We start from the raw sequence: 21,810 nt of genomic DNA on the forward strand, positions 1-21,810 counted from the left end.
TTTTATTTGAGCATGTTTTTAAGAACAAAGGAGAAGAGCAAATCAGAATTATAGCGTTCAATAAGTAATTTAACACGTTTACCTTCCTTTTCATTAATCATCTCCAAAATGTCCTGCAGTTTATAACGATGAATCTTTTTACCGTTTACCGCTAAGATAATATCTCCCTCTTTCAGGCCAGCTTCATGTGCGGGACTTCCTGCTCTAATGGCAGACACAATAATTTCCGGAGCAACACTAAGTCTAGTCTGACCCTCAAAAAGCAACTGCACATTACCAAAATCACTTTTATCATTATATACCACCCCTCTATCGTCGGCAATACTTTCCGCTATATAACGAATACCATCATGTTGGAGATCCAATCCAGATAAGTTGTATCTAAAAGGTTTACCGAAATTAGAATTTTTGCTAAGCGTAATACGATTTCGTTGGTAATCAAAGACCACATTAAAACGCTTTAAGACACAACCACCAATACTACCATTACGTCCCGTCAGATTTTTTAATTCCCGCATAGATTCTTTATCGGGAAAAGCAGCTTTTGTATCATTCAATACAAAACGGCCAATACGTAGGCCATCTACCTTGGTTCTTTTTCCATAAATATTGCCGTTGAGCCCTTTACCTAAAAAATCATCATAATGCTTATCGGGTACATTTATAGAATCATTTTTAAAAAGCCAGAGGGCATCGCTACTTCCTGTATCCAACAAAAGCCTTACCGGAAATTCTTTTCTATCTTTTAAATAAAGTCCCGTATTTAGATACGCCTTTTTAGCTCTGATAGATAGTGGTAAAACCTGCTTTTTTTTATTTTTTGAATACACATAACTTTCAGAATCTCGGAACTTAATAGTTTTACGTACATAATTAATGTCAACCACAAAATCCCTAAAAAGGTCATATCCTATGATGCCATGGACCGGAATACCCATAGAGGTTGAAAAATTAATGCTTTTATCCATCACAACGAACAGCTTTTGGTCTTCATTCGTTATATTTTTTAGTCGGAATTGGTTTCCATTTGAAACCAGCGCCTTTATAGGAACATCACCTCCAAAGCCTTTTATGGTGATTTCTGAAACATTATTTATTTGTATAGAATCTTTCTCCGATATATTGAACAATATGGGAGTACTCACCCCTGAATCTAATAAAAAGGATAATTCAGTGCCATTTACTTCAATGGGCACTACAATTAGATTATTTATCAGTTGAAACTTTAATTTTTCAATTTTTTGACCTTTAGGCAAGTTGAAGCCCTGCGCTGTCACCAAAGAAGATAGCAACATTAAAAAAAAGATGATATGTGGTTGTAGCTTTTTCAACTTTTCTCATGTTTTCCTCTTTAATTTACGATATTTATAGATACATCCCTCCTTTTTTAACTAATTACCAATAAACGATTTTCCAATCTGGCATGGTTTTCTCATTTGGTTTTCTCACTTTTGCAGCTAAATTGAACCTATATGCCATCAGTATCACATAAAGGGCTTTCTATGCCCGAATCTCCTATTAGAAAATTGGTTCCCTATGCGGAAGAAGCTAAGAAAAAAGGGGCTAAAGTAATTCACCTTAATATTGGCCAACCAGATATAAAAACGCCACAGGTAGCTCTAGATGCGGTAAAGAACAATACACTAGAAGTTATTGCTTATAGCCGTACAGAAGGGTCTGAAGAATATCGTGAAAAACTTGCGGCTTACTATGCCAAAAATAATATTCACGTAACTGCTAAAGATATTATAGTAACCACTGGTGGGTCAGAAGCTTTAGCTTTTACTATGGGGAGTATTGCGGATAATGATGATGAGATTGTCATTCCGGAACCTTTTTATGCCAATTATAACGGTTTTGCAACCGCAACAGGCGTCAAAGTTGTTCCTGTGACATCTCATATCGATTCTAATTTTGCCCTTCCGGCCATTGAAGAGTTCGAAAAACTAATTACCCCTAAGACTAAAGCTATCCTTATATGTAACTATGGTAACCCTACAGGATATTTATATACTAGAGAGGAAATTAAAAAACTAGCTGCAATTGTTAAAAAACATGATTTGTTTTTGATTGCGGACGAAGTATACAGAGAGTTTACCTACGACGGAAAAGAGCATTACTCAATTTTACAGGAAGAAGGATTAGAAGAGAATGCTATCATTATAGATTCTGTAAGTAAAAGATATAGCATGTGTGGCGCTCGTATTGGGTGCTTGGTTACCAAGAATAAAGACGTTATTAAAACTGCTCTAAAATTTGCCCAAGCAAGATTATCACCCCCAACCTACGCACAAATTGCCAGTGAAGCAGCTTTAGAAACGCCCCAAAGCTATTTTGATGATGTAAAAGAAGAATATGTAGGTCGTAGAAACGTACTCATTGAAGAACTAGAGAAAATTGAAGGTATTAAAGTTGGGAAACCACAAGGTGCTTTTTATTGCATTGCAGAATTACCTATCACAGATGCCGATGACTTTGCACAGTGGCTATTGGAAGATTTCAGATTGAATAACGAAACGGTAATGGTTGCGCCAGCAGCAGGATTCTATGCTTCAGAAGGACTTGGCAAAAACCAAATTAGAATTGCCTATGTACTAGACAAGGAAAACTTAAAAAGAGCCGTTAATATACTAAAGGAGGCGTTAAAAAGTTATATAGCTTAATGGAGGTTAACAAAGACATATCCCTTAAATCATATAACTCTTTTGGAATTGATGCTTCAGCTCAATTCTTTATTGAAATCAATAGTTTGGAAGACCTAAAAGCGGGACTTCAACTAGATGGTTATCCAAACAAATTTGTCCTTAGTGGAGGAAGTAATATGTTGATTACCGATGATATTAACGCATTGGTAATGCACATTAATCTTAAAGGCAAAGAAGTCATTGAAGAAAATGATGACAACGTCATTTTAAAAATCATGGCAGGTGAAAATTGGCACCAAATGGTGTTATGGACGCTAGATAAGGGTTACGGTGGATTAGAGAATATGTCTCTTATTCCCGGTAATACAGGTACTGCGCCTATACAAAATATAGGTGCTTACGGAGTTGAGCTAAAAGACAATTTCGTTTCCTGTGAAGCCATGCACATTGAAACGCAGACCCTAAAAACCTTTTCTAAAGAAGATTGTCAGTTTGGTTATCGCGATTCTTTTTTTAAAAACGCAGGAAAAGGAAAATATATTATTACTTCGGTTACGTTTCAATTAAGTAAAAACAACCATAAGAAAAATACTTCTTACGGAGCTATTGAGGCCGAGCTTGAAAGAATGGGAATTTCAAATCCCACTATAAAAAATATTTCAAATGCTGTAATAGCAATTAGGCAAAGTAAATTGCCGGATCCCGAAGTTTTGGGCAATAGCGGTAGTTTTTTCAAAAATCCGGTAATAAGTATTGAAGAATACAATAAATTCATTGCTCTACACCCAGATGCTCCATCCTATAAAATTACGGATGAAAGTTATAAAATACCCGCAGGTTGGTTAATTGAACAATGCGGTTTTAAGGGTAAGAGATTCGGTGATGCAGGAATTCACAAAAATCAGGCATTAGTACTTGTTAATCATGGTACGGCTACAGGTCAGGAAATACTAAACTTGGCATATAGAATAATTGATGAAGTGAAGAAGAAATTTGGCATTAGTATATCACCGGAAGTAAACATCATAAAATAAATAACCCCCAAAGAAAAAATCTCGGGGGCTATACCAAACCAAACTAACCAAAAATTAAATGTGCAGTTACCAAGTGCACATTTATATTATTAATATTTTAGAAAACGCCGATATAAAAATCAATTTTATAAATTAGCGTTTAAACATATACGGTATTAGCGATTGAATTGGATGCCCAAACATTCATTTTTTTTGAATCCGGCACTATAACATGAGTACACTACTTGAAAAACATATTGTAGAACTACTTCAGGAAAGAGATGAAAAAGCCATTTCACTCTTGTATGAACATTATGGCGACACGCTTTTGGGGGTGGCCAACAAAGTAGTTCGAAATGAAGAATTGGCACAGGATGTATTACAAGAAAGTTTTATAAAAATTTGGAAAAAATCTGACTCGTACGACTCCTCTAAAGCAAAACTTTTTACATGGTTATTTCGCATAACACGCAACACGGCAATAGATAAATTAAGAAGTGTTAATACAAAAAGCGATAAGGAAATCCAAATCGATGTTTCTGACGTATATAATTTAGGCGTCAACAGCATAAGACCAGAGTTTATGGATGTCCGTGAAAATTTAGAGAAAATAGAGACCAAATACCAAATTGTGTTGGATGCCTTGTTTTTTGAGGGGATGACACAACAGGAAGCGAGCGATGAGCTTAATATTCCGCTGGGAACTATTAAATCTAGATTAAAAATCGGACTCAGGGAACTCAAGAAAATTTATGGCCCAACAATGCTGTTGTTGTTATCAATAAACCTGATATCCTAATACCATGAAAGAAAAAATAAAACTATTTTTAGACTCCGATTTACTGGAAAGCTATCTTTTGGGTGCTACAACAACTGAGGAAACATTACAAGTAGAACGTTACTTATCTATGTACCCAGAAGTTCGTAAAACTTATGAAGAGTTGCAAGACAACCTAGAAACGTATGCAAAAATGCATGCCGTTAAAGCTCCAGAAGCCCTTAAAGAAAGAATACTTTCAAGTATCAACAAAGAATCTAACTTTAAAAGAAACTTCTACCGCATGGCAGTTGCTGCTAGTTTTGCTGTATTAATTTCTGCAGGTTCTTCATATTTCTTCTGGGATCAGAATCAAAGCTTACAATCAGAAAATTCTATCGTTAATAATAAAATTGACGATTTAGAAGAAACAATGCGTGCTCAGTTAGAAGATGTAAGAAACCAGTTTATTGTACTTCAAAATCCAGAAACTAAAAAGTATACGGTTAAAGGAAATAGGAAAGCGCAAGAACTTAAGGCGGTTGCTTACATAAACCCTGTTAAGAGACTTTCTTACCTTAACGTTAGTAAGCTTCCACATCTACCAAAAGACCAATGTTACCAAATGTGGACAGAGGTAAACGGTGAAATGTTGAACCTAGGAATTATCAAAGAGGCTGACAGTCAAGAAAAATTATTGGCACTACCTTATGCGGAAGATGCCGTAAGTTATATTACTATTGAGCCCAAGGGAGGAAATCAAAGTCCATCTGTAGAAAATATAGTAGCGAATATCGCATACTAAGCAATCATCTTATTTAAGATATCATTAAGCCCCGAAACTTCCGTTTCGGGGCTTAATTTTATATCTTTGTCCCAAAATTCATCTATATGAAACTCATATTATTGACAATTGGTTTATTGGCATTAGCCTTTGCAGGAATAGCCATTAAAATTTGGGCGAAAAAAGACGGTAAATTTGCAGGCACCTGTGCTAGTCAAAGTCCTTTTTTGAATCAAGATGGGCAAGCTTGTGGAATGTGCGGTAAACTACCGAGCGAGCAAGATTGTAAAAATGAAGATAACATAAACCTTCAATCTTCAATTTAAAATTCTCATTTTCAAACTAACTACTCTTGGCAAAAGCCGATGACAATATTCAGATTACCATAAAAAAGGCCCTTGCGGGCAGTCAAATTGCTTACAGCACACTTTTAGATACTTTTTGGAACGGCGTATACGGCTTTCAGCTAAAACGTACTGAAAATGAAAGCGATGCAGAAGATATTACTGTTCAGACTTTTTCAAAGGCATTTGATAAATTAAGCACTTATAATTCCGATTACGAGTTTAATACTTGGCTTATTACCATTTCAAAGAATATACACGTAGACTTAATTCGGAAGCGTAAAAAAAATCTTGAAACCAGTGGAAATCAAGACGCGGTTAAGAAAGTTCTAGACGATGCACCATCTGGAGAAGATCAATTAATCAGAGAGCAGAACTTGGCTACCCTTTTAATGCACATTAAAAAACTGAAGCCACATTATCAAGAAGTCATCAACCTGAGGTATTTTAAAGAATTGAGCTATGCAGATATAGCGCTAGAACTTAATGAACCTATTAACAACGTTAAGGTTAAACTATTAAGGGCCAAAAAGCTTCTAGCCGAAGTCATTCAGAAAAAATAGAACTCTCCCCATCTCAAACAAATATCATATTCTGTTTGAATTTGATATTATCTTAAATCTCACAAAAAGTACTTTTTAGGTAAAAGCAAAAACCAGCCATTAGCATCGGTGCTGCAACGCTAAATCGTATATTTGTATAAAATTGCATTAAACTATGAGCACAGATACTATAGGTAACGTTATTCCTCCCAAAGGCAAACCAAAATGGCTAAGAGTTAAGCTTCCTACAGGTAAAAAGTATACTCAACTTAGAAGTTTAGTAGATAAATACGACCTTCACACCATCTGTACGTCAGGTAGTTGCCCAAATATGGGTGAATGCTGGGGAGAAGGTACAGCTACGTTTATGATTCTAGGAAATATTTGCACTAGATCATGTGGTTTTTGTGGTGTTCAGACCGGTCGTCCAGATACAGTAGATTGGGCGGAACCAGAAAAAGTAGCACGTTCTATTAAAATAATGGGCATCAAACATGCCGTTATTACTTCTGTAGATAGAGATGATTTAAAAGATATGGGCTCTATCATTTGGGCGGAAACCGTAAAGGCCATTCGTAGAATGAATCCCGAAACTACTCTAGAAACATTGATTCCCGATTTTCAAGGAATAGAAAGACATTTAGATCGTATTATAGAAGTAGGTCCCGAGGTTGTTTCCCATAATATGGAAACCGTTAAAAGACTTACTCGAGAAGTTCGTATACAAGCAAAATATGAGCGCAGTCTTGAGGCTTTGAGGTATTTACGTGCTAATGGCGTGAACCGTACCAAATCTGGTATTATGCTAGGTTTAGGGGAACTTGAGGAAGAGGTCATAGAGACCATGAGAGATTTGCGCGATGCCGATGTAGATGTGGTCACTATTGGTCAATACCTTCAACCTTCCAAAAAACATTTGCCCGTAAAAGAATTTATTCTTCCGGAGCAATTCAAAAAATATGAAGAAATAGGCCTAGAAATGGGCTTTAGACATGTTGAAAGTGGTGCTCTAGTGAGATCTTCTTACAAGGCCCACAAACATATACACTAATTGTTTTTTTAACTGAGGATTGCTAATCAGCTAAAACAATTTCACTGTCAAATGAAAAATAGCTTTAGATATTTTATTCTTTAGCCACCACCTTTTTTATGAAGAAGACCAATATAGGCATTAACGGATTTGGCCGGATAGGTCGAACCCTTTTTAGGCTTTTAGACGCACACCCCGATTTAAATGTAGTAGCCATAAACGATTTGGCAGATGCCCGAACACTATCACATTTATTAAAATACGATAGTATTCACGGGGTTTTCAATCACCAAGGTTACCTATAAAGAAAATACAATTCTTGTAGACGATAAATCCGTCGCTTTAACCAACCACAAAACCCCTAACGACATTAGATGGTCTGATTACGATGTAGACATTGTGGTTGAATGTTCTGGGAAATTCAAAACCAAAGAAAGTCTTGAACCACATTTGGCAAACGGGGCTAAAAAAGTGATCTTATCAGCTCCACCTGCAGATGACGATATAAAAATGATTGTATTGGGCATTAATGAGGCTACCATAACTGCGGATGATGATATCATTTCAAACGCATCTTGTACAACCAACAATGCAGCACCAATGATCAAAATAATTGATGATTTGTGCGGCATAGAACAGGCTTATATTACCACAATACACTCATATACCTCTGACCAAAGCCTTCATGATCAACCACATCATGATCTTAGAAGGGCTCGCGCGGCTTCGCAATCTATTGTTCCCACCACCACGGGAGCGGCAAAAGCGCTTACCAAAATTTTCCCTCATTTGGCAGACGTAATTGGTGGATGCGGAATTCGTGTACCAGTGCCAAATGGATCTTTAACAGATATTACCTTTAATGTTAAAAAGGAAACATCCATAGAAGAAATAAACACTGTTTTTAAGGAAAAAGCAGATAAAGAGCTTAAAAACATACTTTTATATACAGAAGACCCAATAGTATCAATAGACATAAACAATAGTTATTACTCTTGTACGTTTGACTCTATGATGACTTCGGTTATTGGTAGAATGGTCAAAATTATTGGTTGGTACGATAACGAAACCGGCTACAGTAGTAGACTTATAGACCTTATTTTAGTATTGAAAGGAAATAAATACGTTTGAATCTAGATTTTCTACATATCGGCTTAAAAAGAATCTTATCAATATTCATATTGATTTGGGTTGTGCAAAATGCGCAAGCCCAAGATAGTCTTGTTGTGGAAAATAGTGATGTTCGTATCTACTTTGAAGAAGCGAGAGCTTTCCGTAATAGAGACCAAACCGATTTAGCTCTTGAAGCCCTTGAAAAGGCTTCAAAGGTTGCTGAGAAAAATGAAGATGTAAAAGCACTTATAGATTGCTATCACAAATTTGCTCTAGTTTACCTTAAATTAAAAAAAGAAGAGACTACCTACTTTTATTGGGATAGAGCCAAGGCATTGCTAAAGGATATAGAATATCCTTATGGTAACGCTATGCAAAAGTACATTGAAGCTATTTTACTCTTCCATGACGAGAAAAACTTTCAGGCTATTTTCATGCTTAATGAAGCAAAACAGCTGAATAACGACCGTAATTTCTTCAATAATATATTACTAGCGGAAGGTAACATCTATCTGAAACTAGAAAAGTACGATAGTGCCACAAAAAATTTCAACTCTCTTATTATCAATACGGATATTTACGAAAGTGATTATCTAGCCACTAGAGCCTATTTAGGTTTAGCCAAACTAAATCTAGCTACCGAAAAATTTGAGCAGAGTGCAGAAAATGGAGAAAACGCACTAAAACTGGCGAAAAAGAATAAGTTTTTTAAAGAAATATGGGAAGCCAATGAAATGCTCACCACTGTTTACGAAAGACTTGGCAAGTATGACAAGTCATTAGCCAACAACAAAGACCTTTTGCAAATACGGGATTCGCTCTTCAACATTGCAAAAATGAAGACCGAGGCAAAAACAGCGGAAAAGATTCAATTCGATTTTATGAGCGATGAAATAAAGCGCCAAGAACAAAAAATTGAAGAACTGAACGAATCCAAGAACAAGTCTGATATTACTATAATATTGACTTCTGCCCTATTAATAATCATTACGCTTTTGGCCGTTTCCTTATTTAGAAACAACCAAATAAAATTAAAAACTAACGATTTACTTCAGACTAAAAATAACGAACTAAAGGCTGCCAGAGATGCTGCGGTAAATGCTATGGAAGCTAAGACAAATTTCTTGTCTACGGTTAGCCACGAGTTAAGAACACCACTCTATGCAGTAACAGGCCTTACACATTTACTCTTAGAGGAGAATCCAAGCAAAGGACAGAAGGAACATTTAAAAGCCCTAAAATTCTCAGGAGATTATCTGTTGAATTTCATAAACGACATCCTTCAAATTAATAAAATTGATGCCGACAAACTAGAACCTCTTAATGTAGAATTCAACCTTAAAAAGGTACTTCAAGAAGTTATTGACTCTCTTAAGCAAGGCGCACAGACCAATAACACCACGTTAATTTTAGATTACGACACAAAAATACCTTACCACTTGATGAGTGACCCGTTAAAGCTCTCTCAGATTTTTCTGAATTTGGTTGGTAACGCTTTAAAATTTACCAAAGGTGGCGAAGTCAAAGTAACTGCCAAACTCATGAAGAAGGATGACGAGGATGTTACACTTTATTTTGAGGTAAAAGACAACGGTATAGGTATTGCAAAAGAGCAACAACAGAATATTTTTGATGGTTTTGAACAAGGTTCAATACAAATAAATAGAGAGTACGGTGGTACTGGTCTTGGACTTACTATAGTTAAGAGTTTGCTAGGACTTTTTGAAAGTAAAATAGAACTAGAAAGTGAATTGGGTGTTGGAAGTACATTCTTCTTTCAAATAGAAATGAAGGGTAAGGATAGTATTGTAGATGATATTCCGTTTGAAGTAACTCCACAAGATTTCAAATTTAAAGGCTTGAATATTTTAATTGTTGAAGACAACAAAATAAATCAAGTCATCACCAAGAAAATGCTTACCAAAAAAGAGATTACGAGCGACATTGCCAATGACGGTGGCGAAGCAATAGATATGGCTCGTGAAAACTATTATGACGCTATTTTAATGGATATTCACATGCCATAAGGTATTGGTGGTGAAGAAGCCACTATTGAAATTAGAAAGTTTGATATTGTCACCCCTATTATAGCCCTTACCGCTATTTCTCTAGACGATAGTTTAGAAAGTTTTTATGCTGCTGGCTGTAATGATGTAGTTACCAAACCATTTAAACCTGAGGTCTTTTATCAGAAGATTGGTGAGAATATTTTCAACAGAAAAGAACTTAAGAATACTACTTCATAAATTCTTGCAATCTTCCTTTTAACACAGATTCCCCATCATCAAAAAACCGATGCTTTACAGGAATAAAATAAAGATTATCTACCTTGTCCTTTAAGCGTACAAAATCTTTTTCCGTAGTTAATATACATTGCTTTTCTCTTAGAACAGATAATTCCGAATCACTGAAATCATGATGGTCTTTAAACTTTAGGTGCATAAACCTCAATCCTTTAGACTTCAAATAATCTAATAATGGCCGTGGATTTGCAATACCAGTAACTAGAGTAACTTCTTTGGTCCTTAACTCCTCTAAAGAAATAGAATCATCAACTGCCTTAATGGTATCATCATAATCTAAATAGGAGAATAATACTTTTTGACGAGGTTCTGGTTTCAGCTTTACCATTATTGCGTTCCGAGAATCCACACTTAAATCCTGGGGCATTTGGTCACCACTACAATCGCCGCCCTACTTGCTTCCTTTTTACTATCCCTTAAATTTCCTGTTGGCAAATACCAATCATCCACATAAAGATTACCAAAAGATGTCAAGAGTATAGAAAATCCGCAGGAAACCTTACGATGCTGGTAAGCATCATCCAGTAAGATTACATCTGGCTGCATACGTTTTTCTAAAATTTCTATCCCGTTTCTTCTATCTGCATCAACTGCTAAGGTGATATCCGAAAATTTAGAAAATATTTGAAAAGGTTCATCTCCCAAGGTTTCCACCGTAGCTTCATTATCAGCCAAAACAAATCCTTTTGACTTCCTGCGATACCCCCTACTCAACACGGCCACTTTAAAATTATCCTTCAACAGGGCAATCAACAGCTCCACCATAGGAGTTTTACCTGTACCACCGGCACTTAGATTCCCTATACATACAGTGGGTATTTCAAAACTTTTGGAACTAAAAATTCCCTTATCGTAGAAATAATTCCGTAGATAAACCACCAACGCATAAACCAATGATACGGGAAATAATATTTTTCTGAGTAGTTGCACAAAGGCGAAATTATAATATTTTATCTTTAGACCTCATAAAAATAGCAATGACCGTAAAAGAAGTTACAGATATTCTTGAAGATTTAGCTCCCTTACCCTATGCAGAAGGCTTTGATAATGTTGGTTTATTGGTTGGTGATGCCAATGTAACAGTTTCGGAAATTCTTGTTACCCTAGATACTTTAGAGAATGTTGTTGACGAAGCAATCGCCACTAAATGTAATCTAATTGTCAGCTTTCATCCTATCATTTTTGGGGGATTGAAAAAGCTTACCGGAAAATCCTATGTAGAACGTGTTGTTATTAAAGCTATCAAAAATGATATTGCCATCTACAGCATGCATACCGCACTAGATAATGTGCCTGAAGGAGTAAACGCTAAAATCTGTGAAGTTCTTGGGATAAATAATCCTAAAATATTAATTCCACAGAAAGAAACCATTAAGAAACTAACCACATACGCCCCTGTAAAGGACGCTGAGAAACTCAGAGAAGCACTTTTTGATGCAGGAGCAGGAAATATAGGTAATTATAGCCATTGCAGTTTTAACGCTAACGGACAGGGTAGTTATAAGGCTGGAGAAAAGGCTAATCCTACAGTTGGTGAAATAGGAAAAATCCATTATGAGGAAGAGACCCAATTAAACGTTACCTTTTCCAAAGCAAACCAAGGAAAAATAATGAAAGCCCTATTTACTTCCCACCCCTATGAAGAAGTGGCTTACGAGGTAATTACCTTAGAAAACACCAACCAGAATATTGGTATAGGAATGGTAGGCGAACTTGAAACTCCTATTGAGGATATGGCTTTTCTAAAAATAGTAAAGCAAAAAATGGGAGCTGAAGGTATTCGTCATTCAGCATTATTGAATAAAAAAATACAAAAAGTTGCCGTGCTAGGTGGCAGTGGCGCTTTTTCTATTGAAGCTGCTAAGGCCTCTGGAGCCGATATTTTGATTACAGCAGACATTAAATATCATGAATTTTACAAAGCGGAAGGCAAAATGATAATTGCGGATATCGGACACTTTGAAAGCGAGCAGTTTACAAAAAACCTTTTAGTTGACTATCTTACGAAAAAAATCCCTAATTTTGCAATCCGTTTATCGGAAAGTAAAACCAATCCTATCAAGTATTTATAAAGTATATGGCAAAAAAATCAGAAGCAACGGTAGAGGAAAAGTTAAGGGCATTGTACGACTTGCAATTGATTGATTCAAGAATCGACGAAATACGTAACGTACGAGGTGAACTTCCTTTAGAAGTAGAAGATTTAGAAGATGACGTTCTTGGTCTTAAAACTAGATTGGATAAGTTGAAAACAGATGTTGAGACTATCAATTTTGAGATTGGTGCCAAGAAGAACCTTATTGATGAGGCTAAAGCACTTATAAAAAAATATACTGAGCAACAGAAGAATGTTCGTAACAGTAGAGAATTCAACTCTATCAGTAAAGAATTAGAATTTCAAGAACTTGAAATTCAATTGGCTGATAAGAACATCAAAGAATTCAAGGCACAAATTGATCAGAAAAAATCAGTTATTTCCGAAACGAAAGAACGTTTATCTGAACGTGAAACGCATTTGAAGCATAAGAAAAGTGAACTTGATGCTATTTTGGCTGAAACCGAAAAAGAAGAAAAAGCACTTTTAACGCAATCTGAAAAATATCAAGGCGATATTGAAGAACGTCTTGTTAAGGCATACACCCGTATCCGTAACAACGTAAAAAACGGTTTAGCAGTTGTTCCAATTGAAAGAGGAGCTTCAGGTGGATCTTTCTTTACTATTCCTCCACAGGTACAAGTTGAGATTGCTTCTCGTAAAAAAATCATTACTGATGAGCATAGTGGTAGAATCTTGGTTGATCCTGTACTAGCTGAAGAAGAGCAAGTAAAAATGGGCAAAATGTTTACTAAAATGTAGTCACCCATTTTTCTATAAAAACAAAAGCCATTCTCTTTTTAAGAGGATGGCTTTTTTAGTATATTATGTTCTGAAAGATAATTACTTATGCAATTCCTTAAATTCTTCATTGTAACCATAGCGCTAATGGCAAATTTCCAATTGTTTGGACAAGGCTTAGAGGGCTATAAATGGAAGAATCGTATTCTACTCTTTGTTGCTCAAGACACTAATGATGATGCTTTGAACATAAACTTAACTGCATTTACAAATGAGCAAAAGAAACTTACTGATCGTGACCTTGTGCTTTTTTTAATGAGCCCTAAAAAGTTATATGACCAAGATAGAAGCAAATTAAACCTGAATGCAAAATTGATTTACAAGCGGCTAGAACTATCGCACGACTTTGAAGGTGTTTTGTTAATAGGGAAAGATGGCGGCATTAAGCTAACAAAGGCTTATCCGCTAACGCCAGAGGTCGTATTTGATAAAATAGATGGTATGCCAATGCGGCAATTGGAAATGCGCAGTAGAAAGGATTAAATTAAGTCTAAGATTTTCTGTTCTACTTCTTTACTATCCCATTTTTCTTCAATATTAGGTATTTGCATTACTTCTTGCATAATTTCTTCTTGAGCGTCACCCATAGCTAGCGCTTCTGAATAAGGCCTGTTTGAAAAAGTAACCCTTGAATATGCCGGAACCCATTTATCTGGGTGCAAATTAGCAAAGTGCTTTTCAATTTTTTTCTGTAATAAAAACTTTGGATCAGCGGTTTTACTACTCATCTCAATAAAGTTACGATAGCTAAGTTCCGCTATTGCATCAGCATCGGGTTTTCTATCTTCTTGATACTCCTTAAAAATAGCTTCCCAGTCATCGCCATGCTTTTCAATTTTTTGCTTTAACACAAAAATATCTTCAAAACCAGCATTCATACCTTGACCATAAAATGGAACAATAGCATGGGCAGAATCACCTACAAGAGCAACTTTGTCCCAATACGTCCAAGGATAACATTTCATGGTTACCATAGCACTTGTTGGGTTCTTAAAGAAATCTTCCGTTAGATTCTCTATTTCTTTTCTAACATTAGGAAAATATGCCTTGAAGAAAGACTTTGCCTGTTCTTTGGTCTGTATACTATCAAAAGACGTTTCGCCTTCAAAAGGCATAAACAAAGTACACGTAAAACTACCATCTAAATTAGGCATGGCAATTAACATGAACTTGCCACGAGGCCAAATATGAAAAGAATTTTTATCTAACTTATGGGTACCATCTTCATTGGCAGGTATAGAAAGCTCTTTATAACCAACATCTATAAAATTCTGAGAATAATCAAAACGGCTACGACGCTGCATTTTATGACGTACACGAGAAAATGCGCCATCACAACCAAAAACAATATCGTAATTGTATTCTTTCCATTCGCCCTTCTCGGTGTCTCCCGTAAACAAAGTAGCTTCGGGCAAATCAACATTCCAGACCTTCTCATCAAAACGAAACTCAACTCCAGCTTCTTCCGCTAAGTCAATCATTTTTTTATTCAACACTCCCCTAGAAATAGACCATATGGCCTCACCTTCTTTTCCGTATTTCTGAAAATAAATAGGCTTATCAATTACGTGCATAGCACGTTTATCTAATGGAATTGCAATTTTCTTTATTTCCTCTTCTATGCCAACTTCCGCTAACGACTGCCAGCCTCTATTGCTCATCGCCAAGTTTATAGAACGTCCAGAGAATTTTATATTTCTAATATCTGGTCTCCTATCAAAAACGGTAATGGTGTGTCCCATTTTTTTGAGATAAATGGCCAATAACGACCCGACAAGACCTGAACCTATTATGGCAATATTCTTGGAAATTTGTTTCATAGTAATTTCAAATGATGAGAAAAACGTAGATTGTAAATGTACTAAATTCTACCACAGTCTCTACATACAGGGTAATAGACTACAGAAACAGCTTACTTTGTTATGCAAGTGCAATACATAAACCAGAGTGATGAAAATTCTGCGAGAGCATCTATATACATGCAAAAAAGTCCTTCATAATTTCTAAATTACGAAGGACTTTTTAATTTTCTAAAGCTGCAGTTACTATTCTAGAATACCGTCTACGATGCCATAAGCAATCGATTCTTCAGCGTTCATCCAATAATCTCTATCAAAATCTTTCAATACCTTTTCATAATCTTGACCACAATTGTCTGCTAAAATACGAGCACTCAATTCTTTGGTCTTAATAATTTCTTTGGCCTGAATTTCAATATTTGAAGCTTGACCTCTTGCACCACCACTAGGCTGATGAATCATAACCTGTGCATGTGGTTGAATAAATCTTCTACCTTTCTTTCCAACAGAAAGCAAAATAGACCCCATAGAAGCAGCAAGACCAGTACAAATTGTAGAAACCGGACTTTTTAGCGATTTTATGATATCATACATTGCAAAACCAGAAGTAACATAACCATATGGGCTATTAATGTACAACTGTATTTCTTTATTATTTTGCATATCTAAATACAACAAACGATCAATTACGTGCTTGGCAGAATCATCATCTACCATGCCCCATAAGAAGACTTTTCTTTCTTCTAACAATTTTTCGTCTATCGCTTCTTGAACTTTTCCTTTTTTAGAACTCATTTCCTATTGTTTATACATATCAAAATTAAACAATTTATCTGTACCAAAACAGTGTATATCTAATATCGATACAATTACCTTTTATCGTTTTTTTTAACGGTCTATCCATAACGATCAAAATATGCTTATCGATATAATCGCGCAACTCGTCTATAGATAAATGCCACTGGCGAAAATAAGAACCGTTTATCGGATAGTGTGCGTATTAACGGTACTTTAAGTGAACTTTACATATATCGAACAAATAATATGCTATAAAATTACAGCACTTTTTTATCCCAAATAACCTAGTTGCTACAAATTGAACTTGACCTTAATTACACCATTACAAAACTATACAGGTAAAGACCGTATTGTAGCTTCTGATTATATGTCAACCAATGAGGATTGTTAGACAAACCTATAATTATGAAGAAAATTTTACTTTCCAAAAAAACATTACGAACTGCTGGACTATTTATGCTCCTATTAGCTTTTAATTCAGCTAATGCGCAGCTTCAGAAGGGGTTTACCCCTCGGTATTCAGAAACTATAACTGGTGATTTCACTATGATTGCCAATAATGTACTTTCCAGACATGCAACAAATGCATATAACGGTAACGGCAGTAATCATGACTTCTCAGACAATGTTTTTGTAGATATTGATAGTGACCCTACTACTTTTAATTCTAGTAGCGCCAACTTGGTCAATCCATCTCCGGGAAGTTCATGTATGACAATAGAACGTGTTTTTCTTTATTGGGCAGCAGCCGATAAGGAATATGAAGTAAATGGTTCTGGAACAATCATTGCTGGTACTGGAGGCGTTGAACCTTCTTGGAATTATAATGATATAAAATTAATGCTACCGGGATCTAGCACCTATGAACCAACAATAACGGCAGACGAGGTAATCTACCGTGGTAGAGATGACCATTTTGTAAATGACCCTTATATCTGTGTTAAAGATATTACTAGTTGGGTACAAGACTTAAGTGATCCTTTTGGAACATACCAAGTAGCGAACGTTAAGGCAACAGAAGGACAATTACTTTCTCACGGTGGAGGAAGAACAGGTACTTCTGGCGGATGGCAAATTGTTGTGGTTTGGCAAAGTCCTCTTATGCCACAGAAACACATTACTCTTTTTGACGGTTATGCACATATTACCAGTACCGAAAATAATTTTGATATCACATTTGATGGCTTTCAGACCGTACCTAACGGTGATGTAAAGGCTAATATGGTAATGGGGTCTCTTGAAGGAGATAAGGGCATTTCTCGTGATCAATTATTAATACTGAATACCTCTAACAGATGGGAACCATTATCAACTCCTATTAGACAATCTAATAATTTTTTCAATAGTTCTATTACCACCCATGGTAGTGATTTCTTGGACAGGATACCAGCCAGTTCCAATACGCTAGGGTATGACGCCAGTCTATTTGATTTAGATAACAAAAACAACTCGCTTATAACCAATAATCAAACCTCAGCTACGGTAAGGATGACATCGGATCAAGAGGTGTATGGCCTTTACCTTTTAGGAATGGCCGTAGAAGTATACGAACCTTCTTTACATTCTTTAGACTTGTATGCAACCCCATCTGATGAAAACCCACGTACGGGAGAAATCGTTCAAATCTATTTGGATGTTGCGAATACAGGAAATGATAATATTAGAGATTTGTCTTTTACCACTACTGTTCCAGAAGAGATGGATTTTATAGGTGTAGAACCTTTACCTTATGGTGAAATTACTTATGATTTTAACACCACAACGCGTGTACTTACATTTAATGTAGCAGATGGATTAACAGATGTTACAAGCGCTCCATATACCATTCAATATTCGGTACGGGTTAAAGATGATGCGTATTTTTCTAGCATTCCAGCCTGTACATTTAATTCTGAATCGCAGACCTTGGCTACATATATGGGTGAAATTAATATGACCCAACAAGTATCTAATAGCTCTTTTACTTTTGACGACTGTGGTATTGGTAACGGAGATCCAACTAATATCGTAATTCACATTACAGATGTACAAGCTCCCGTGTTTGCAGAAAACTTACCATAGGTGACATTACGGTACCATGTAACGGTGTTCCAGACGCGGCTACATTAACTGCAATTGATTATTGTGACCCTAACCCTACTACTACATTTACAGAAACGGCCACTAATGACCGAAGTTGTGAAACTGGATATGAAATTACTAGAACGTGGACAGCTACAGACAACGCTAACAATACCTTTACTCACACGCAAATAATCACTGTAATCGCTGATGAATGCATCATGGATGAAGAAGCGCCAACTTTTGTTGAGGAACTTCCTGAAGATATGACTGTAGATTGTGACTCTATTCCCGATGCAGTACTATTGACGGCAATAGATAATTGTGATACTGACCCAGAAGTAACTTTTACAGAAACTGCTACTAACGATAGGGATTGTACAACAGGTTACGAAATTACCAGAACGTGGATTGCTGTTGACAATAACGGTAACGAAACGGTTCATACCCAACTTATTATTGTTGAGGCAGATTTACCTTGTGATATTGAAAATCTAATCATCTCTAAAACTATTACAGCTAATGGAGATGGTATTAATGACATCTTTGAAATTACCGGATTAGAAGGATGTGATTACACCTATCACTTGAAAGTTTTTAACCGTTGGGGCAATATTGTCTATGACAATAACGATTATACTAATGATTGGAACGGAATAGCACCAAGTAATGCTTTGGGTAACTCAGGCATGCTTTCGTCAGGAACGTACTATTATATTATCGGTTTTGGTAATAACGAAATGAAACCAGTAAACGGATATATCTATATCGGTTCAAACTAAAAAGGCAACCATGACAGCACTTAGAAATTACCTAGCAATTTTGGCGGTAAGCTGTGCCTTTTTTTCAAATGCACAACAGCTTCCACAGTTTACACAATACGTTTATAATACTATGTCTATAAATCCGGCATATGCGGGCAGCAGACAAACATTGAATGCTACTGCTTTGCACAGGAACCAATGGGCTGGTATAGAAGGAAACCCAACAACAAGTACGCTATCTGTACATACACCAATACGTTTTAGTAATATAGGTGTTGGTCTATCCTACATAAATGACCAATTAGGTTTTGAGAAAACAAACTACATCTACGCAGATGTTTCATACACCGTTCCATTAAGCAGCAATGTAAATATGGCCCTTGGACTAAAAGGTGGTGTTACTAATTATAAATTAGGAACACCGGACGAAGGTGACCCTTTCTTTTTTGATGGCTTCTCTAAATGGAATCCTAATATGGGTGCCGGTATTTATGTTAGTTCAGACAAATGGTACCTAGGTGCATCAGCTCCTAGAATATTAAATACAGATTTAAACAATGGCGAATTTGTAGCCCTTGAACGCAACAGCTATTATGCTATTGGTGGTTATGTTTTTGATATTGGACAAACTACAAAATTCAAACCAACGGCCATATTAAAATATACTAACGGTGCACCAGCGTCTTATGATGTTACAGCAAATTTTCTTTTCTACGAGAAATTTTGGATTGGAGCATCATACCGTTTTAATGATTCCGATAGTTTTGGTGTGTTGATGGATTATGCCATTTCCGATTCTTTTAGAATTGGGTATGCTTACGACTTGCCTACCTCAAGCTTTAGACCTTATTCAGGAGGAACACATGAGGTTATTCTTATTTATGAATTATTTAATAGAGGATTAAAGGCAATGAAATCTCCCCGTTATTTCTAAAAGGTATTCTTCATTTTTCAGTAATTATTCCGTAATGATTTTTAGCCAAGTGCTTGCTTTGATCAAAAGCATTTATCTTTGAGAAAAAATTACGTTATGGCAAAGTACTTTTCCGCATGTATTCTTTTTACAATTCTTTTTATTAGCTGTAAAGAGACAAAAAAAACAGAAGCACCTCAACCCGAAAAAGAGCTAACTATTTTAGAAAAAATAGCTTATGCCAACGGCTATGAAAACTGGAATAAAGTTGAAGAGCTAAAATTCACTTTTAATGTAGACCGAGATACTTCTCACTTTGAACGTACGTGGATTTGGAAACCAAAAACGAATCAGGTAACTGCCATATCCACAGAAGACACCTTAGTCTATAACAGAAAGGATATGGACAGTACGGCCTACAAAACTAACGGCGGGTTCATTAATGATAAGTATTGGCTGATAGCACCCATCAATATTCTTTGGGATAAAGACGGAAGTACAAACGAACTTACACCAAGTGCCGAAGCCCCTATTAGCAAAACATCCATGCAGAAACTAACGGTTGTTTACAAACAAGATGGAGGCTACACGCCTTGGTGATGCCTATGATTTTTATTTTGGCGATGATTATCTCATAAAAGAATGGGTATTTAGAAAAGGGAATCAGGTAGAACCTTCTATGAGCACTACTTGGGAAGATTATACTGATGTTGGCGGACTTAAAGTAGCCAAAATACATCAAAATGAAGATGGTAGTTTTAAACTTTACTTTACCAATCTTGAAGTAAAAACAAACTAATCGTTAAGCTTTTTTCCGATTTCGATTTAATTTAAAAGTTGCTGCCAATACTAAAAGGGCACATGCAAATAGTACCGCAAAGCAAGTTTTTAGCGAAGAGCTATCGGCAATGAACCCCAAAATTGGAGGGGCCACTAAAAAACCGGTATAGCCAGTGCCCGCTATAAATGACACACTTTGTGAAGAATCTACACCCTTTACTTTACCTCCTATACGAAATACCTCTGGTACCATAACTGAAAATCCTAGTCCGCTTAAAGCAAAACCGGAAATGGCCATATACGTTTCCGTACTCAAGACCATTACATATCCCAATAACACCAAGACAGTGGCAAACGTTACCATTTTCACCGATCCTATTTTTTCGCTGATACCATCTCCAAGAAAACGTCCTAAAGTCATAGTAACTTGAAAACCTAAGAATCCGGCTCCCCAAAGGACTTCGGGTGCTAAACTTATTTCTTTTAAATAAAGTCCGCTCCAGTCTACGATGGCACCTTCGCTTCCCATGGCTACGAATGAAATCAACCCTAAAAACAACATCGGCTTAAAGAGTTTTAAACTAAATGCTTCTTTTTCCTCAACCGCAGCTACTATATTTTTATACTTTTCATGGAAAATAAAATTGATACCTAAAACTAATAGAACAGCAATTAGCATGTGTAATGGCGGATTACCCAATGGTCCTATAAGAAAACTACCTAGTCCGGCCAACACGCCTCCCAAACTGAAAAATCCATGGGAAGCACTCATAAAACTTGTTCTATCTTCTTTTTCTAGTTCAGTCACCAAGGTATTCATAGAAATATCTGTAAAACCATTAGCTGCACCAAAAAGAAATAACGCGGCCATAAGCGTATAATAATTAGGAGACAATAAAGGTAAAAGTGCTGCCACGCTACTTAGTACAACTCCGTACCAAGTAGCCGTCCCTACTCCTATTCTATTAATGATAGAAGAGGCCATGGGAAAAACCGTGAACACCCCAAGGGAAAGAAAAAATATAGCAAGCCCCAACTGAGACTTATCTATTTGAAGCTGTTCTTTTACCGCTGGTATGTAAATGGCCCATGTACCAAAAAGGATGTTAATACTCGCAAACACCCATGCTGCGCCAAAATAGCGTGAATTTGTCAAAATAAGACGAAGAGATTTCATATTGGGTATTTGATACGAAGATAATTGAAATACTAATGTCCAAAAACGAAAAAAAGACCACCTTTAAAAGGTGGTCTTTCTTTATATGTAA

The 21,810-nt window shown here is 36.2% G+C and carries 22 protein-coding genes and 1 pseudogene; 17 read left to right on the top strand and 6 right to left on the bottom strand.

Going from position 1 to position 21,810, the window contains the following annotated elements:
• Positions 1 to 2 precede the first annotated feature (2 nt).
• Positions 3 to 1,331 carry an aspartyl protease family protein gene (locus Q5W13_RS03320; RefSeq protein ID WP_304445365.1) on the bottom strand — a complete coding sequence of 443 codons (1,329 nt, stop codon included), beginning with the start codon at positions 1,329 to 1,331 and terminating at the stop codon, positions 3 to 5.
• A 141-nt stretch (positions 1,332 to 1,472) separates the two neighbouring features.
• On the opposite strand from Q5W13_RS03320, the gene Q5W13_RS03325 reads away from it, so the two are divergent.
• The 9 genes and pseudogenes from Q5W13_RS03325 (at position 1,473) to Q5W13_RS03365 (ending at position 10,255) form a co-directional block, all read left to right on the top strand.
• Positions 1,473 to 2,663, top strand: a complete 1,191-nt coding sequence (locus Q5W13_RS03325; RefSeq protein ID WP_304445366.1) for a pyridoxal phosphate-dependent aminotransferase — start codon at positions 1,473 to 1,475, stop codon at positions 2,661 to 2,663.
• Positions 2,663 to 3,679, top strand: a complete 1,017-nt coding sequence (gene murB, locus Q5W13_RS03330) for a UDP-N-acetylmuramate dehydrogenase (RefSeq protein WP_304445367.1) — start codon at positions 2,663 to 2,665, stop codon at positions 3,677 to 3,679. The genes Q5W13_RS03325 and murB overlap by 1 nt, the downstream gene beginning before the upstream one ends.
• A 211-nt stretch (positions 3,680 to 3,890) precedes the next feature.
• Entirely contained in the window at positions 3,891 to 4,457 is a 567-nt protein-coding gene (locus tag Q5W13_RS03335; RefSeq protein ID WP_194533998.1) for an RNA polymerase sigma factor, read from the top strand.
• A 4-nt stretch (positions 4,458 to 4,461) separates the two neighbouring features.
• Positions 4,462 to 5,220 carry an anti-sigma factor gene (locus tag Q5W13_RS03340; protein WP_155597562.1) on the top strand — a complete coding sequence of 253 codons (759 nt, stop codon included), beginning with the start codon at positions 4,462 to 4,464 and terminating at the stop codon, positions 5,218 to 5,220.
• 86 nt (positions 5,221 to 5,306) lie between these two features.
• The gene (locus Q5W13_RS03345; protein WP_155597563.1) at positions 5,307 to 5,525 is read left to right on the top strand and encodes a membrane or secreted protein; all 219 of its coding nucleotides are present in this window, start codon (positions 5,307 to 5,309) and stop codon (positions 5,523 to 5,525) included.
• Between the two features lie 26 nt (positions 5,526 to 5,551).
• Positions 5,552 to 6,106, top strand: a complete 555-nt coding sequence (locus Q5W13_RS03350) for an RNA polymerase sigma factor (RefSeq protein ID WP_155597564.1) — start codon at positions 5,552 to 5,554, stop codon at positions 6,104 to 6,106.
• Between the two features lie 154 nt (positions 6,107 to 6,260).
• A complete protein-coding gene (gene lipA / locus Q5W13_RS03355) occupies positions 6,261 to 7,136 on the top strand; it encodes a lipoyl synthase (RefSeq protein WP_304445368.1) in 876 nt (291 codons plus the stop codon).
• Between the two features lie 98 nt (positions 7,137 to 7,234).
• Positions 7,235 to 8,246: pseudogene (gene gap / locus Q5W13_RS03360) on the top strand (type I glyceraldehyde-3-phosphate dehydrogenase).
• Between the two features lie 62 nt (positions 8,247 to 8,308).
• On the top strand, positions 8,309 to 10,255 hold the full coding sequence (locus tag Q5W13_RS03365) for an ATP-binding response regulator (RefSeq protein ID WP_304445369.1): 1,947 nt from the start codon (positions 8,309 to 8,311) through the stop codon (positions 10,253 to 10,255).
• 208 nt (positions 10,256 to 10,463) lie between these two features.
• Here the strand turns inward: Q5W13_RS03365 and Q5W13_RS24560 are convergent, their stop codons facing one another.
• Both Q5W13_RS24560 and lpxK read right to left on the bottom strand, forming a co-directional pair.
• The gene (locus Q5W13_RS24560) at positions 10,464 to 10,859 is read right to left on the bottom strand and encodes a tetraacyldisaccharide 4'-kinase (RefSeq protein WP_368662414.1); all 396 of its coding nucleotides are present in this window, start codon (positions 10,857 to 10,859) and stop codon (positions 10,464 to 10,466) included.
• A gap of 23 nt (positions 10,860 to 10,882) precedes the next feature.
• Positions 10,883 to 11,461: a tetraacyldisaccharide 4'-kinase gene (lpxK, locus tag Q5W13_RS24565; protein ID WP_368662415.1), complete on the bottom strand. Its 579-nt coding sequence runs from the start codon at positions 11,459 to 11,461 to the stop codon at positions 10,883 to 10,885.
• A gap of 47 nt (positions 11,462 to 11,508) precedes the next feature.
• Between lpxK and Q5W13_RS03375 the strand changes: the two genes are divergently transcribed.
• The 3 genes from Q5W13_RS03375 to Q5W13_RS03385 all read left to right on the top strand — a co-directional run bounded on the left by Q5W13_RS03375 (position 11,509) and on the right by Q5W13_RS03385 (position 13,910).
• Positions 11,509 to 12,603, top strand: a complete 1,095-nt coding sequence (locus tag Q5W13_RS03375) for a Nif3-like dinuclear metal center hexameric protein (RefSeq protein WP_304445370.1) — start codon at positions 11,509 to 11,511, stop codon at positions 12,601 to 12,603.
• Positions 12,604 to 12,608: 5 nt separating this feature from the next.
• Complete coding sequence (locus tag Q5W13_RS03380) at positions 12,609 to 13,388, top strand: zinc ribbon domain-containing protein (protein ID WP_155597569.1); 780 nt, start codon at positions 12,609 to 12,611, stop codon at positions 13,386 to 13,388.
• Between the two features lie 126 nt (positions 13,389 to 13,514).
• Positions 13,515 to 13,910, top strand: a complete 396-nt coding sequence (locus Q5W13_RS03385) for a DUF4174 domain-containing protein (protein WP_304445371.1) — start codon at positions 13,515 to 13,517, stop codon at positions 13,908 to 13,910.
• Here Q5W13_RS03385 and Q5W13_RS03390 read toward each other — a convergent pair.
• Entirely contained in the window at positions 13,907 to 15,247 is a 1,341-nt protein-coding gene (locus Q5W13_RS03390; protein WP_155597571.1) for an FAD-dependent oxidoreductase, read from the bottom strand. The two genes, Q5W13_RS03385 and Q5W13_RS03390, sit on opposite strands and share 4 nt — an antisense overlap.
• A gap of 225 nt (positions 15,248 to 15,472) precedes the next feature.
• Complete coding sequence (locus tag Q5W13_RS03395) at positions 15,473 to 16,021, bottom strand: ClpP family protease (protein ID WP_304445372.1); 549 nt, start codon at positions 16,019 to 16,021, stop codon at positions 15,473 to 15,475.
• A gap of 408 nt (positions 16,022 to 16,429) precedes the next feature.
• On the opposite strand from Q5W13_RS03395, the gene Q5W13_RS03400 reads away from it, so the two are divergent.
• The 5 genes from Q5W13_RS03400 to Q5W13_RS24570 all read left to right on the top strand — a co-directional run bounded on the left by Q5W13_RS03400 (position 16,430) and on the right by Q5W13_RS24570 (position 20,561).
• Positions 16,430 to 18,085 (top strand): hypothetical protein, encoded by a 1,656-nt coding sequence (locus Q5W13_RS03400; RefSeq protein WP_304445373.1) that lies wholly within the window; start codon positions 16,430 to 16,432, stop codon positions 18,083 to 18,085.
• Positions 18,086 to 18,306: 221 nt separating this feature from the next.
• On the top strand, positions 18,307 to 18,867 hold the full coding sequence (locus Q5W13_RS03405; RefSeq protein WP_304445374.1) for a T9SS type B sorting domain-containing protein: 561 nt from the start codon (positions 18,307 to 18,309) through the stop codon (positions 18,865 to 18,867).
• 10 nt (positions 18,868 to 18,877) lie between these two features.
• Positions 18,878 to 19,783, top strand: a complete 906-nt coding sequence (locus Q5W13_RS03410) for a PorP/SprF family type IX secretion system membrane protein (protein WP_304445375.1) — start codon at positions 18,878 to 18,880, stop codon at positions 19,781 to 19,783.
• Positions 19,784 to 19,879: 96 nt separating this feature from the next.
• Positions 19,880 to 20,362: a hypothetical protein gene (locus Q5W13_RS03415; RefSeq protein ID WP_368662416.1), complete on the top strand. Its 483-nt coding sequence runs from the start codon at positions 19,880 to 19,882 to the stop codon at positions 20,360 to 20,362.
• Positions 20,340 to 20,561 carry a hypothetical protein gene (locus tag Q5W13_RS24570; protein WP_368662417.1) on the top strand — a complete coding sequence of 74 codons (222 nt, stop codon included), beginning with the start codon at positions 20,340 to 20,342 and terminating at the stop codon, positions 20,559 to 20,561. The genes Q5W13_RS03415 and Q5W13_RS24570 overlap by 23 nt, the downstream gene beginning before the upstream one ends.
• Positions 20,562 to 20,564: 3 nt before the next feature.
• Here the strand turns inward: Q5W13_RS24570 and Q5W13_RS03420 are convergent, their stop codons facing one another.
• The gene (locus tag Q5W13_RS03420; protein WP_304445376.1) at positions 20,565 to 21,719 is read right to left on the bottom strand and encodes an MFS transporter; all 1,155 of its coding nucleotides are present in this window, start codon (positions 21,717 to 21,719) and stop codon (positions 20,565 to 20,567) included.
• Positions 21,720 to 21,810: the final 91 nt, after the last annotated feature.

It is taken from the genome of Zobellia laminariae (assembly GCF_030553095.1).
In the GTDB taxonomy this organism is placed as follows: domain Bacteria; phylum Bacteroidota; class Bacteroidia; order Flavobacteriales; family Flavobacteriaceae; genus Zobellia; species Zobellia laminariae.

Bases quoted from the DNA above. Each gene is read 5' to 3' on its own strand.
- Q5W13_RS03385 (WP_304445371.1), top strand. From the start codon at position 13,515: ATGGCAAATTTCCAATTGTTTGGACAAGGCTTAGAGGGCTATAAATGG.
- lipA (WP_304445368.1), top strand. From the start codon at position 6,261: ATGAGCACAGATACTATAGGTAACGTTATTCCTCCCAAAGGCAAACCA.
- Q5W13_RS24570 (WP_368662417.1), top strand. From the start codon at position 20,340: ATGGAGGCTACACGCCTTGGTGATGCCTATGATTTTTATTTTGGCGAT.
- Q5W13_RS03415 (WP_368662416.1), top strand. From the start codon at position 19,880: ATGGCAAAGTACTTTTCCGCATGTATTCTTTTTACAATTCTTTTTATT.
- Q5W13_RS03375 (WP_304445370.1), top strand. From the start codon at position 11,509: ATGACCGTAAAAGAAGTTACAGATATTCTTGAAGATTTAGCTCCCTTA.
- Q5W13_RS03400 (WP_304445373.1), top strand. From the start codon at position 16,430: ATGAAGAAAATTTTACTTTCCAAAAAAACATTACGAACTGCTGGACTA.
- Q5W13_RS03405 (WP_304445374.1), top strand. From the start codon at position 18,307: ATGGATGAAGAAGCGCCAACTTTTGTTGAGGAACTTCCTGAAGATATG.
- Q5W13_RS03420 (WP_304445376.1), bottom strand. From the start codon at position 21,719: ATGAAATCTCTTCGTCTTATTTTGACAAATTCACGCTATTTTGGCGCA.
- murB (WP_304445367.1), top strand. From the start codon at position 2,663: ATGGAGGTTAACAAAGACATATCCCTTAAATCATATAACTCTTTTGGA.
- Q5W13_RS03380 (WP_155597569.1), top strand. From the start codon at position 12,609: ATGGCAAAAAAATCAGAAGCAACGGTAGAGGAAAAGTTAAGGGCATTG.
- Q5W13_RS03335 (WP_194533998.1), top strand. From the start codon at position 3,891: ATGAGTACACTACTTGAAAAACATATTGTAGAACTACTTCAGGAAAGA.
- Q5W13_RS03340 (WP_155597562.1), top strand. From the start codon at position 4,462: ATGAAAGAAAAAATAAAACTATTTTTAGACTCCGATTTACTGGAAAGC.
- Q5W13_RS03410 (WP_304445375.1), top strand. From the start codon at position 18,878: ATGACAGCACTTAGAAATTACCTAGCAATTTTGGCGGTAAGCTGTGCC.
- Q5W13_RS03390 (WP_155597571.1), bottom strand. From the start codon at position 15,247: ATGAAACAAATTTCCAAGAATATTGCCATAATAGGTTCAGGTCTTGTC.
- Q5W13_RS03325 (WP_304445366.1), top strand. From the start codon at position 1,473: ATGCCATCAGTATCACATAAAGGGCTTTCTATGCCCGAATCTCCTATT.
- Q5W13_RS03395 (WP_304445372.1), bottom strand. From the start codon at position 16,021: ATGAGTTCTAAAAAAGGAAAAGTTCAAGAAGCGATAGACGAAAAATTG.
- Q5W13_RS03345 (WP_155597563.1), top strand. From the start codon at position 5,307: ATGAAACTCATATTATTGACAATTGGTTTATTGGCATTAGCCTTTGCA.
- Q5W13_RS24560 (WP_368662414.1), bottom strand. From the start codon at position 10,859: ATGGTAAAGCTGAAACCAGAACCTCGTCAAAAAGTATTATTCTCCTAT.